General features: G+C 65.4%; 6 protein-coding genes. 5 read left to right on the top strand and 1 reads right to left on the bottom strand.

Features of this window, described 5'->3' with window-relative positions; all coding sequences use genetic code 11:
- Window positions 1-243 precede the first annotated feature (243 nt).
- Window positions 244-726, top strand: a complete 483-nt coding sequence (locus ACIBO2_RS49590) for a hypothetical protein (RefSeq protein ID WP_397304599.1) — start codon at window positions 244-246, stop codon at window positions 724-726.
- A gap of 783 nt (window positions 727-1509) precedes the next feature.
- Here the strand turns inward: ACIBO2_RS49590 and ACIBO2_RS49585 are convergent.
- Window positions 1510-4779 carry an NACHT domain-containing protein gene (locus ACIBO2_RS49585; protein WP_397304598.1) on the bottom strand — a complete coding sequence of 1090 codons (3270 nt, stop codon included), beginning with the start codon at window positions 4777-4779 and terminating at the stop codon, window positions 1510-1512.
- A 342-nt stretch (window positions 4780-5121) separates the two neighbouring features.
- Here ACIBO2_RS49585 and ACIBO2_RS49580 point away from each other — a divergent pair, with 342 nt between their 5' ends.
- The 4 genes from ACIBO2_RS49580 (at window position 5122) to ACIBO2_RS49565 (ending at window position 13183) form a co-directional block, all read left to right on the top strand.
- The gene (locus ACIBO2_RS49580; RefSeq protein ID WP_397304663.1) at window positions 5122-5991 is read left to right on the top strand and encodes an IS5 family transposase; all 870 of its coding nucleotides are present in this window, start codon (window positions 5122-5124) and stop codon (window positions 5989-5991) included.
- A gap of 72 nt (window positions 5992-6063) precedes the next feature.
- The gene (locus tag ACIBO2_RS49575; RefSeq protein WP_397304597.1) at window positions 6064-6393 is read left to right on the top strand and encodes a hypothetical protein; all 330 of its coding nucleotides are present in this window, start codon (window positions 6064-6066) and stop codon (window positions 6391-6393) included.
- A gap of 1181 nt (window positions 6394-7574) precedes the next feature.
- Window positions 7575-8435 (top strand): hypothetical protein, encoded by an 861-nt coding sequence (locus tag ACIBO2_RS49570; protein ID WP_397304596.1) that lies wholly within the window; start codon window positions 7575-7577, stop codon window positions 8433-8435.
- Entirely contained in the window at window positions 8393-13183 is a 4791-nt protein-coding gene (locus ACIBO2_RS49565; protein ID WP_397304595.1) for a LamG-like jellyroll fold domain-containing protein, read from the top strand. The genes ACIBO2_RS49570 and ACIBO2_RS49565 overlap by 43 nt, the downstream gene beginning before the upstream one ends.
- Window positions 13184-13255: the final 72 nt, after the last annotated feature.

The following is a 13255-nucleotide window of genomic DNA, read 5'->3' as shown; positions in this document are numbered from 1 at the left end:
GACCCGCAGATCACGCCCCTCTATGGGCAGCTGGCCATCTACAACCATCCGTGATCGTCCAGGACGCTGTTAGCACCTGTGTTAGCAAGATCGTGCCGCCAGGCTGTCGACGTTTACCCTGGGCGCATGCCTGCACGAGAACTCCCGAACCCTGCCTTACCTGAGCTGTCGGCATTGTGGCGGTCACGTTGGCCGGACTGTCCGCCCATCGCCCACGAGCTCCGCGGCGATCGGGACTGCTGGGTGCGCTTTCACAGCCTGCCGAACTCCAAGCGGTACGCCGACACCGCCGTCGAATATCAGAGCCTGCTCGACCGCCACAACACCGTGCTCACCGAACTCTTCGCCGGCCATCCCGTCTACGTCGTAACGGTGAGCTTCGTTCCCGACAAAGACACCGCTGCGTCGTCCACTACTGATCCGCACGCCCTCAATCCCGGCTCGCGCCTATGGACGAAAATTCGCGAGGATGACGACTCCGATCCCGGCGGGACAATGCACGTACATGTGGGCGAGCAGCCTTGGGAGCCGGGAAGCCTGGATCCCTTGCTGCGTGCCGTCGCCGACGACGAGTGCTTCGGCGTCATCATCATGGACGCCAACCTGCGACGCCTCTACCACCCCTACGACGGCGGCGCCGATGCCATCCTGGCCAGCCCTCAAGAACGAGACGCGCTGCAAACCACTCACGCCGACTGGCTTTCCAAACACCCGCTTGGCCTCTGACCTCGACCATATCGCCGAACGGAACCTGACGCCCTGCTTGCAAACGAGAGCCAGCCACCATGCCGAGTGGTCTTCAACCTGATGAAGCGGCAGATGTCGGCTGGCGAAAGGTGCTCATGTGTGACGGCGTTGCTGTACTCCAGCATTGAGGTGCGACGGGACACCAGCATCTGATCCGTAGCCAGTTCGAGACTGTCCACAAGCGTCTACGGGCGTTAGAAATACCTGATCGAGGGGGACGTCGGGGTTCGGGGACCGCCATCCTCCGTGGCCGTCCAGAGCTATTGTTACCATCCGTGTTAGCAAGACCCACCTGCTGGCAGGGACGGGAAAACACCTCATCGATCGCCTCGGCACACAGGCCGTCTGGGCCAGGAGACCGCAGCACTCATGCCGACGGTGAGCGGGCCAAGGATGCTAAGTGGGACCCAGCGGAAGAAGGAGCCTCATAGGAGTTGGGTCTCGGCGCTCAGGGCCGAGATCTATCTTCGCGAGCGGCAGGCGGGTATCGACGGCGATCCGCGTGAAGCTCTCGAACAGCTGAGCGTCCTCACCTCAACGGAACTTAAGCAGATCGTTCCCGATGGCATGCGGCCGCGAGACGACAGCATTCTTCACATCCTTGCACGACTCCAGTAGTCCGTGAGGATTCTACCGCAGCCAACCGACTTCCCCGACTGTTGATAAACCAGCGCGCCCGCTAAAGGGGGATGCTCTTCTTGGAATGATGGACAGTTGAGGAGATTCCAACTCCAATCGTCCCGCTGAAATCGAGAAGCTCGGTTATCTGACGAAGGCGAATCGCTCCAGCTCGGAGGACAGATGGAGGATGTGCTCATTGATAACCTCGTGATCATCTCGTACTTTGACCCTGAGCCCAGGCCTTGCCGAAAGCGGTGCAAGATCGACAGTCCGATTTATCGTCGACAGAGAAAGGGTCTTCAGGCGAGGAAGGGTGGCGAGTGGCGTGAGGTCCTCCAGGGGAACGTCAACGAGCGACAAATGCTCAAGTGTCTGCAGACAGGTCAACTGGTCGAGGTTCTCCACCTGCTCACACCTATTAATCTGCAGGTACTTCAGACCAAGGGACTCAAGTACGGTGATGCTGCCCAGCTGACTCATCCCGGACAAGAGGAGGGAAGGTAGTGCAGGCCGGTTGTCGACGAGGGCGGCGAGCCCGCCCAGGATGGGGCCGCGGGTCATCAGCGCTAGATGCTCCAGCTGCGACATGCCCGCGAACAGGACTGGGTCAAGCGGGCTGCTCTGACCTTGGAGGTACAAACGCTCGAGACCGTGCTGATTTGACAAGGGCGTCAGATCGAGGCCGTCCCGTGGCAACGTGAGGCCGAGTGTCGTGAGCGATGGGAGCCGGTCGAGGAATAGCAGGTCATTCAGCCAAACGCCCCAGAGAGTCAGCTCGCTCAATCTCGGGAGCTGGGTTAGTGTGGCAACATTCATAGTCCTGTAGTGCTCAGTTTGACACCAGAGCGCGGTGAGCCGAGGCACGTCTGTAAGTTCGTCCAGCGTATCCATCTCTAACGGATCGATTGACAGATCAGTTAGGTTCGGGAGATGACGAAGGAAGCGGAGATTGCGCATCGGACTTGCGACGTGGACCTGCAGTGTGGTTAATGTTGGCAGATGCTGCAAACCGCGCAGGAGACGCAGATCATCGATGTACAGCTCTTTAAGAGACGCGGTTGCCAGTACATCACGGGCGTAATCGCCAGCATCGAAGTACTGCCAGCCGTTGATGAGCTCAGCCAGCACGTTCCTCTCTGCGACGGGCCCGTAGCGGGCCAGTTGTACCATAGCGCGCGGCCCATTAATCATCCACGCGGTGCGCACAGTCATGGTCGCCTGGTGCTCATTGAGTTGCGATATATCTTCGGGGAGCCGCTTTAGTACCTCGTCGCCCACCCCTGCCAAGATGCTCGTCTCATCTTCGTTCCTCGGTGGTATCACCGCAGTCAGGCAGCGCTCGAACCGATCACGCACCTGAGGTGGGATCTCCTGCATTGTCTCCAGGCAGGCCGCCAGTACCAGCCGCAGCCGCCGGGCATGCCGCGGCTCCTGGTCGGCTCGGTCCATCAGCCCCGTCAGCAGTTCGCGACGGAGGCGGCCGGTCGCGTGCCCGGCGGCCATCACCACCACCTCGCGCCACTGATCCAGGTGCGCCTTGTCGATCGCCGCTTCGACGTCCTCGTCTTCCACGAGTTGGCCGGCCGCGAGGTAGTCCTGCACGGTCCGGTGGACGAAATCGATACGGTCCGGCACCGGCTCCCGGAGGACTCCGCTGCGGCGCAGGAGATGATCGAGCACCTCTTCGGTGGAGTAGGGCATGCGGACCATGGAGGTGAGCCGCTGCTCGATCCTACGCAACGCGGTGCCCTTGGAAAGCTCGGAGCGGCCCATGGAGACGAGCCGCCAAGCTAGATCTCTGAGGATCCAGACCTTCTGGTCCAGGTCCAGGATTACCTCGTCGTCGATTCCCCGTTCGGCGTCGCGCCGTTCTAGCAGCATGTCGAGCACAGCCCGGTACAGCCCCATTCGGCTGGGCGGCAATTGGCGACGCCGGTCCAGGTTGAGAGCGCACAGCATGGCGGCGAGCAACGGCGTACTGGCGAGGGCTCGCAGATGTCCGCGGCTCTCGAGTTGGGCGAGTAGAGACCGTTCACAGGTCTCTAGTTCCTCGGGACCACACGGCAGGCTCGGGCAATCGTGCATCGCCATGTGCCACTGCCGCACCAGCTCCCGAAGATCGACCGGGGTCATCGGTTCCAGCAGGACGGGGATGAAGCCTTCGTCAGCTAGCCACCGCGCGTCCGCGGCCGCTGGACGGGAGGTCACTACCACCCTCATCGAGGGGTAGGCGGCCAGTATCCGTGCCAGCCACTGGCGTACGGCCCGACGATGCCTGATCTGCAATTCGTCGACCCCGTCGACGAGCAGCAGTCCGCGTCCCGACTCCAGCACCCGCTCTACCCAGCCACGTGGCATACGGCCCGTTAGCTCTAAGGCGACGTCCGAAAGTAGGAGTTCCGGCGGCGGCAGGACGCCGTCGGCGTGGCTGCGCAGCTTGACTAGCAGCGGCACGCAACCATCCCACGAGGACAGCTCCCCCGAAAAGGCACTGCGTGCCGCCGTCACCGCCAGCCAGCGTAGCAATGTGCTCTTGCCCGAACCGGCTTCGCCGCGCACAAGTGTCAGCTGGGCTTGGCTGAGCGCCGACTCCACACGTAGCGTTCCTGACTCGGGCTGAGAGCGTCCCGTCAACGAGTCCAGGGGCATGCGTGTAGCTGCCCTCCGCCAGCCCCTGTCGCCTGCCGAAACGGTCAGACTGATGTAGGACACGCTCAGCGAGGTCCGCGGACGGTAGGACTCCACCCGTACGCCTAGCAGCTCGACTTCGTCGAGAGTGTGACTGACGAATTCCAGGTAGCGCCGCTCGAAGGCAACGTCCTCTTGGGTGCCCTCTGGTGCATCCAGCGTGCGGACCGGAATTCTGGCCAGCAGCCTTTCCACCTGGTCGGAGAGGCCCGACAGACGACCGATGGTCTCGGTGGTAGCGCGCGGCAGGTACTGCGGGAGGTTCTGGATCATCCTTACCGTGCACTCGATGCACTCAGCCAAGAGCACTGCGTGCAGCCTGTCCTCGGCCTCGCCCATCTGATGCTGGGGTAAGCGGGCCATCACGTGCTCGGTCAGCTTCACCGGGTCACCGTCGCTTGCGAACAACGCGGTATCCGATAAGTCGGCGCTGGACAGTGAATTGACGACCTCATGAAGCACGGCCGCCTTGGCCTCGTCCGTTAACCCCCGGTACTCGTGTTCGACCAAGACCCTGAGCCGGTCCTCCACTGCCAAGGCGATGCCCTGTACCTGATTCTCGAACTTGCGCCGAGCAACATGATCCCGGAACGAACTCTTGATCAACTCTTTCAGGTCGGTATTCCGCTCCTGCTGTGCCGTCCTGCTCGCTAGCCACGCACCTACGCTGCGTTGAGCCACAGCTTTACCCACGCTGCCCAACACCGCTTCGAGACCCGCCATGCGAGCCATAATCTCTTGCCGCATCGCGGGCCTGTGGCAATCGAAGATATCGGGCGCCCGGAAGAACACCGCAGGTGTGGGCCCACCTGTCCGGATTCCAGGAGGCTGTCAAGGACACCGCCTGAAGATCCACGCCAGGCGAGAGGGCTCTCCCAGCTCGGGAGGGCCCTTCTTTCCTATTCTCCCGGCCACCTGGCGAGATCTCGATACCGATCACCCGGCCGCTCTCGTCCAGGTCGAGGTTCACCATGGGACTGTCCACCGTGACCATCCGCGCCACGCCACTAGGTCGTGTTTTAGAACTGGGGTATGTGCCTCGCCCCGCGGCGTGATGATCTCGGTGTGGGGCGAGGGGATCTTTCGGACGAACAGTGGGCGGCGTTGGTGCCGCTGTTGCCCGTGGCGGTGACGGGCAGGCCATCGGTGTGTCGGCGGCGGTTGATCGATGGGATCCGTTGGCGGGTGAGGACCGGTGCCCCGTGGCGAGATCTGCCGCCGGAGTACGGGCCGTGGCAGACGGTCTACGGACTGTTTCGCCGCTGGCAGCGTGAGGGTGTCTGGTCGATGGTGCTGACCGGCCTGCAAGCCCGGGCGGACGCGGCCGGGCTGATCACCTGGGAGGTCAACGTCGACTCCACGATCTGTCGGGCCCACCAGCACGCGGCTGGTGCCCGCCGGGAAGGCCAGGAGCAGAAGGTCCCGCCGGGCGGGACCCGAACCGAACCCGATGACCACGCTCTGGGTCGCTCTCGCGGAGGTTGGACCACGAAGATTCATCTGGCCTGCGAGCAAGGGCAGCGTCCGTTATCACTGCTGGTCACGGCCGGGCAGCGTGGAGACAGCCCTCAGTTCAGGGCTGTCTTGGAAGCTATCCGGGTTCCCCGCCTTGGGCGGGGTCGACCCCGCGTTCGTCCGCTGAGGGTTCGAGGTGACAAGGCATACTCCTCGCGCGCGAACCGCTCCTACCTTCGTCGGCGCGGGATCCGGTGCACGATCCCGGAACCGGCCGATCAGGCCGGCCACCGCCGACGCCGGGGAACGGCCGGCGGGCGGCCTCCGGCCTTCGACCGCGAGGACTACAAGGCTCGGCACGCGGTCGCGTGCGGCATCAACCGGTTGAAGCGGAACCGGGCGGTGGCCACCAGGTTCGACAAGCTCGCGGTCCGCTTTGAGGCAACCGTCCTCATCGCCGCGATCAACGAATGGCTGTGACCTGCCATACCTGTCAGCTCCCATGCCATCCTGATCGTGGTCAGGTCAGCGAGCCGAGGGGAGACAGCCTCGATGGGGGCCGCGTACTACCGCGCCGATAGTGAAAACGGCGACCACATCGACGACCCGTCCGAAGACGCGCTGTTCATGCTGATCGACGACCTCAACGGTTCAGACAACACCTTCGTCGTCATCCAGCCCGACGAAGACGACCCGGTTTGGTTTGCCTCCGTCGCAGTCCTGGAGGAAGGCGGCTACGAAGTCATCCGCCGCGACACCACCCGTCGCGAACACGACGTCGCCATGCAGACCAGCATCAACCAGATCGCCCGTGACCTCACCATCTGGATGGCCGCCCGCGACTTCCCCGGACGGCCCACTCAACACACCAGCAACTTCTAAAACACGGCCTAGGCGCGATCGGACCCCGCAGGTAGATGTACGCGGCCTCCGCCTCAGGATCGTAGGTCCACGCGCCGGGATGCTCTTCCAAAGTCACGGAGTCTCCTGTTAGCAAGATCTCAAGATTGTCCTGACAAATAAGAAGCCCCTGAAGCGTATCGCCTGTTCAGGGGTTCCTCTTGTAGAGCCGACGAGGGGAATCGAACCCCTGACCTTCTGTTTACAAGTGAGAACTTGATCGTCCACAGCCGTCCATAAGTGGCTCGACATGCTGGTCACGGGCCTCTATCGTGCGGTCCCAGTCCACCTATGTCCGTGCTCGTCCACGGTCGTTGTTAGCAACCGAGTTAGCAAGATCGGCCAGCGTGAAGCGCTTCCGCCAGCACGGCTGTCACCTCAGCCATGGTCATCCGATGGCAGGGCCCGACGAAGGAGGGGCCTGGCGGCGATCGCCCCGGCCACGCACGGCGTGCACCGAAGTACGCGATCGTCACGGCGTCAGCCAACCGACACCCGGATTAGGAGTCGTTTCGAGTCCAATATGTCTACTTGTGGGCGATATGCGGTTGCTGCTCACCGCGCATCGGCACCTCGGCAAAGACCTTCCATCGTCTATCGCATGATGGGTGATTAGCCTGGTCAAAACGATACTCGCGGCCTGAGCCTTGCAAGGAGTTCCCGCTCACCAGATGTGGGTGCAATCGAGCTCAGCGTGTCCTCTAAACGCTCGTGGGCCCGTCCGGCTCCAGCAGTTGACCATGCTGAACCTGATCGGTGCCGCTGGACCGGAACATCAGCTGCGTCCGGCGGCCACGCCGCCGCCCCGACGGACCGGCGACTCTGCACGCGCCTGGATCGGCTTCGTCTCCGCAACCAGCGCAAGACCGCCACCTCGGCACCGGCGGCAACCGTGACGGCATCCCCGCCGACGCGGACGCATTCACCACCGTGCGGGCCCCCTGCAAGGGCTGACCCCACCCGCCTCCGGTCACAAACCGGGAGGCACCCTGCCCAGTTCGGAAAGGAGACCAATAGTCGGGCGCTGGAGGAGATGAGCTGACCGACCGGCGGTTTGCACCGATCACGGAGCATCCCGTTCCCGATACTGAAAACGATCTTTACTCCATCGTCGCCCCGTGTGACGATCATCTCGGTCTAATACATACGTTCGAGAGGTAGTGATGAACGCACGCCGATTATTGTCCGGCTCGTCCACCCGGACCCGCCGCAGCGCCGCCCTCATCGTGGCCCTGGCGCTCCCGCTCTCGCTGCTGAGCGCACCCGCGACCGCCCAGGGCCCCACGCCCTCCCCCTCCCTCGCTCCCGCCGACCCCGTGCTCAAGACCGCCTGGGACAAGGCCGCCGCGTCCGGCAAGCCGGTCGAGGTGCCATCCAAGTTCACGGAGACGATGAAGGTTCTGGCGAACCCGGACGGCAAGACCATGCGGGCCGAGCTGTACACCCGGCCCGTCCAGCTGAAGAACCCGGCTGGCGGCGCCTGGGAGCCCATCGACACCCGCATCGTCACCCGTGACGGCAAGCTGCGGGCCGCGCGGGTCAAGAGCCCGCTGACCTTCGGTGAGCGGGGTGCCAAGAACCTGGTGTCCGCCGATGGAGAGCATGGCACGACCGGACTCGGCGTGAGCCGGGCGCTGCCGGAGCCGAAGGTCTCCGGCAGCACGGTCACCTACCGCGACGCCGTCGCGCGAGGAGCCGACCTGGTGGTCCAAGCCCAGGCCGACGGGTTTATCTCGCAGGTGGTCTTCCGGCACAAGCCGGCCAGCCCGGTGACCGTACGGCTGCCGCTCACCCTGCCCAAGGGCACCACGTTCGGCACGACGTCCGACGGGCTGCCACAGCTCAAGGACTCCAAGGGCAAGGCCGCGGCGGCGCCGGTCGTGTTGACCGCGATGGACGCCAAGGTCGAGGCCTCCCCCGACGAAGGCAGGTCCGCCCCGGTCAAGGCCCGCGTGGAGACCTCCGGCAGACGCCGGAGCTGGTGTTCACCCCGGATGAGAAGTTCCTGGCCGACCCGGCGGTGACCTACCCGGTGACGATCGCCGCCGCCGACGACTGGTTCGGCGGCGGAAGACCCACCGACGCCTGGGTCAGCAAGAACGCGGGCGGCAACAACGCCGCGGCCGGGTACCTGCGCGCCGGCACCACCTCCACCAGCGCCGACATCGCCCGCGTCTACCTGAAGTTCGACACCGAGGACCCCGTACTCGAGGGCGCCACCGTGGTGGATGCGGACCTGTGGGTGTGGAACTACAAGTCCGGCGGCCCCAACAACGTGAACTGCGGCGATCCGATGGGCGGGTCCGGCATCGGAGCGCGCCGCGTCACCTCCTCCTGGGACACCTCCACCTTGAGCTGGTCGCGACAGCCCACGCTCGGCAGCGTGGAGGGCGAGAGCGGCAACAAGGCCGGTTACAACTACGAGGCCGTTCCCCCTTCTCCCAGCTGGTGCACCAAGGAAGAGCAGCTGGTGCACCGGGTCACCAACATGGCCCGCGCCTGGATCGAGCGGGACGAGCCCAACCACGGGGTGGTGCTTCAGGCCGTCAGCGAGACCGCCACGATCAACTGGCGCCAGTACTACTCCAGCGATTACGGCGGCGCGGACTACCCAGGCTACCGACACCCGCCTGCCCTCATCGTCGAGTACATCCCGAGCGTCAAGGAGCAACTGATCGTGCTCCGGACGTACCCGGGCGATCAGGAGCCGCCGGCGGCGTCGTACGCCGACGACCAGGCCTGGGTGGCGGCGGGCAACGTCCACTACGACGAGCTTCCCCCGTCGCGCGTCATGACCGACGATGAGGCGCTGGCCAGCGCTGTGGCCTCCAACAGCTCAGCGCAGACCTCCCTGACCGAGGCGTACTATCCGGAAGGGCTCACCGACGAGGAACTGATCGAGGGCATCGACACGCAGCCCGAGGCGCCGCCGGAAGAGCCCGAGCCCGGGACCAACCCTCCCCCTGAGAACGACACCACGCCTCCCACGGTGAGGCAGATCAGCCCGGCGAACGGCCAGGTCGACGTTCCCACCACGACGTCCGTCGTGGCCGTCTTCAGCGAGCACGTCACTGACGCCGTTGTCACCGTCAAGAACCCGCAAGGGGCGGAGGTCGCGGGGAACGCGGTCCTGGACGCCTCCCACGAGGTGCTGACCTTCACCCCGGACGCGGCGCTGGCCGGCAACACGGCCTACACCGTCGAGGTGAGCGGCGGCAAGGACATCGCGGAGAACGTGATGACCCCCCGGACGTGGTCCTTCACCACCGCCGCGCCGGACACCGCCCCGCCGGTCGTGTCGGGGACGAGCCCGGCCGCGAACGCCACCGGAGTGCCGGTGGACGCGCCGGTGCGGGCGACCTTCGGCGAGAAGGTGTCGGGCGCGCAGATCACCGTCAAGAACGCCCAGGGAGTCGCGGTCGCGGGCACGTCCGCGATGGACGCCGAGGGCAAGGTGCTGACCTTCGCCCCGCAGCAGCGGCTGGCCGGCACCACCGCGTACACGGCCGAGGTGAGCGGCGCCAAGGACACCTCGGGCAACGTCATGGCCGCGCCGCACATCTGGTCGTTCACCACCGCAGCGGACGCGCCCTCGGTGCCCGGGCTGGTGGCGGCCTATGGCATGAACGAGGGCACAGGCACCCGCGTATCCGACTCCTCCGGGCAGGGCAACGCCGGCACGGGCAGTGGCACGATCTGGGTGAACGGCAAGTACGGCAAGGCCCTGTCGTTCAACGGCTCCTCCAGCTGGGTCACCGTCCAGGACGCCGCGTCACTGCGGTTGACGACCGGGATGACGCTCTCGGCCTGGGTCAATCCGGCCTCGGTGGCCAGCTGGAGCAGTGTGGTGGGCAAGGAGCTGAGCGCCGGAGGCGTCTCCTACACCCTGTACGCCGCCAACCGCAGCTCGGTTCCCGCTGGTTGGATACAGGCCAAGCCGGAGGCTTCCACGACCGTCGCCGGTACCTCCTCGTTGCCGGTCAGCACCTGGAGCCATCTGGCCCTCACCTACAACGGCACGTACCTGCGGTTGTTCGTCAACGGCCAGGAGGTCGCCCAGACCCCGTTCAGCGACAGCCTCTATGACGACGGCAGTCCGTTGCGCATCGGCGGCAACCAGATGTGGAGCGAGTACTTCGGAGGATTGATCGACGAGGTGCGCGTCTACAACCGCGCCCAGACCGCTGCCGAGATCCAGGCCGACATGAACACCCCCCTCGGCCAGCCCCAACAGCCCGACACCCAGGCCCCCACCGCACCCGGCTCGCTCACCGCGACCGGCGGCCCCCACTCGGCCTCCCTGACCTGGACGGCCGCAACCGACAACGTGGGCGTGACGGGATACACAATCCACCGGTCCACGACGCCCGGCTTCACCCCGTCGGGCGCCAACCAGGTCGGCTCCGCCCAGGGCACCTCGTACCTGGACTCCGGACTGGCCGCAGGCACGTACTACTACCAGGTGCGCGCCGTCGACGCCGCCGGCAACGCCGGACCCGCCTCGGCCGAGCGCTCGGCCACGGCGACCGAGCCGCCCGCGAACCAGGGCCTGGTGGCCGCGTACGGCATGAACGAGGGTTCGAGCACCACCGTCGGTGACGCCTCCGGGCAGAACAACACCGGCACGGCCACCGACACCACCTGGGCGACCGGCAAATACGGCGGCGCGCTGTCCTTCAACGGCACCTCCAGCTGGGTGACCGTCCCGCACGCCGCGTCACTGCGCCTGACGAACAAGTTGACGCTCTCGGCCTGGGTACGACCCTCAGCGCTGGACGCCCTCTGGCGCGCCGTGCTGCTGAAGGAGCGCTCCGACGGCGGCGGTTACGGCCTGTACGCCTCCACCGAATACAGCGCCCCTGCGGGCTACCTGGAAACCACCGAGGAGAGCGCTGGGGTCAGGGGTCACGACCCGCTGCCGCTGAACCAGTGGAGCCATCTGGCCACCACCTACGACGGCAGCACCATTCACCTGTACATCAACGGCGTGCACATCTCGCAGGCGTCAATCGTCGGCGATGTCCTCGACGATGGCGGACCACTGCGGATCGGCGGCGATGGCTTCTATGGTGAGTTCTTCAAGGGCCTAATCGACGAAGTACGCGTCTACAACCGCGTTCAGAGCGAGTCCGAAATCCAGGCCGACATGAACATCCCCCTCGGCGCCGCGGCGAGCAGCGCAGCACCAAGGCTGAGCGCGGGTAGTGCCGATGCCGCCGGAATCGCGAAACTGACGGTCGACGACAGCCGCACCGTAGACGGCGTCACCGTCGTCTCCACCCTCAGCCCCCGCCTGACCGCCTGGCTATCCGCCGGGCGCAACGGCGAGGCGAAGGTGGAAGTGGAGATCGCCGGCAAGCCCACCAAGTCTGTCGAGCCCGTCAAGGCAGACAAGGTGACCACGGACAAGCGGCTGATCTGGTCCGGCCAGGCCACCGCCGGGTCCGGCGACGCGCAGGCCACACTGCGAGTGCCCAAGGACCGGTTACGGGCTGGCTCAGCGGTGCGCTGGCGCGCCCGGGTCACCACCGGCGGCGTCACAGGCGACTGGACCGGCTGGCAGACCATCAAGGTGGGCCGCAACTCCCAGGTCGCGGCGCGCGCCGCCACCGCGGACCCGCCGACCACCCCCGACGACCTCAGGAACACCCTGCCCACCGGGGCCGAGCAGCCGAAGTGGGCGACCGTCGAGGACTGCTACCGGGAGGCCGGGCGCGCGTCCTCTGGCGGCGTCTACACTCCCAACCGTTTCTCGCACTGCCGCCTGACCAGGTTCGTGGTGAACGTCTGGGAGGGGACGCCGGGCAGTTCCTCGGCAGTGCTCAAGGGACAGTTGCACGGCTTCCAGATGATGCATACCGGAACCCGTGTCTCCCAGAGGATCTTGCAGGTGGACAAGAGGATCTCGCTGCTCCCCGACCAGAGCTGGGGCTACCAGCCCAAGAGGTTGGCCTTCGGCTGGGACGTGCTGAGCACGGAGCCGGCCGGCCAGAACCCGACCATCTGCGACCGCAGGTCGGAGTCCGGCATGCTCGGCATGTACACCGTCGCCCAATGGGCCACGGCATCAGCGCAGCAACGCGGCTGGCACATGACGGAGACCTACGCCGACCGGGGCAGGGAGGGCTACCACAAGCTGGGCAGGTGCACGATCAACAGCTACGCGCGCGGCGAGAGCCCCTTCGACAAGGGACCGCGGGAGTTCAGCAGCACGGTCGGCCTCCCCTCGTTTGTCCGCTGCGACGCCTCGCCGACGATCGGCTGGCACAACAAGAACGGCGGCGGCTGCGTGCACATGAACGCCGTCGCGAAGATGGTCATGCGGCGGGACGACGTCAGCCCCCGAGGAGTCGGCTTCAGCGACATCTTCAATCACGTCTCGATGGCCTTCTACCTTCCGGACCAGACCTACCCCCTAGCCGGCGGGAAGTCGTTCCCCGACACCGAGGGCGAACGCAAGAACATTCCTGGGCAGAGCATCGCGTCAAGGCTGACCCGGGCGGCGTTCAAGGCGACGAAGGAGGCGAACTACGCGGTGACGGCCAGTGTCTGCAAGAACGAGGTCCCGATCAAGGATCAGAACAAGAAGAGCTGCGACGAGTTCCCCTTCGAGTCGACCTACCAAGGGGCGGCACGGGCGGTTCCTGACCACAATTTCTCCGTCGAAAGGATCAACGAGACCTTGAACAAGCAGCACGGCAACGTGCTCAAAGCCTGGTACTGGAACAATCGGATCATCAACAAGGACGGTTTCTACATCGAGCTCAAGTAGCGCCGTAACCGCCCGCTGAGGTGGGATGGGGGCCACCGCGCCCGCGCGGTGGCCCCCATCCCGACATCGCCA

Source organism: Nonomuraea sp. NPDC050022 (assembly GCF_044460705.1).
Lineage (GTDB): Bacteria > Actinomycetota > Actinomycetes > Streptosporangiales > Streptosporangiaceae > Nonomuraea.
This window is presented reverse-complemented; position numbering and strand designations above follow the sequence as displayed.

Coding starts and splice junctions, on each gene's coding strand:
- ACIBO2_RS49585 (WP_397304598.1), bottom strand. CDS start 4,779: ATGGCGGGTCTCGAAGCGGTGTTGGGCAGCGTGGGTAAAGCTGTGGCT.
- ACIBO2_RS49575 (WP_397304597.1), top strand. CDS start 6,064: ATGGGGGCCGCGTACTACCGCGCCGATAGTGAAAACGGCGACCACATC.
- ACIBO2_RS49570 (WP_397304596.1), top strand. CDS start 7,575: ATGAACGCACGCCGATTATTGTCCGGCTCGTCCACCCGGACCCGCCGC.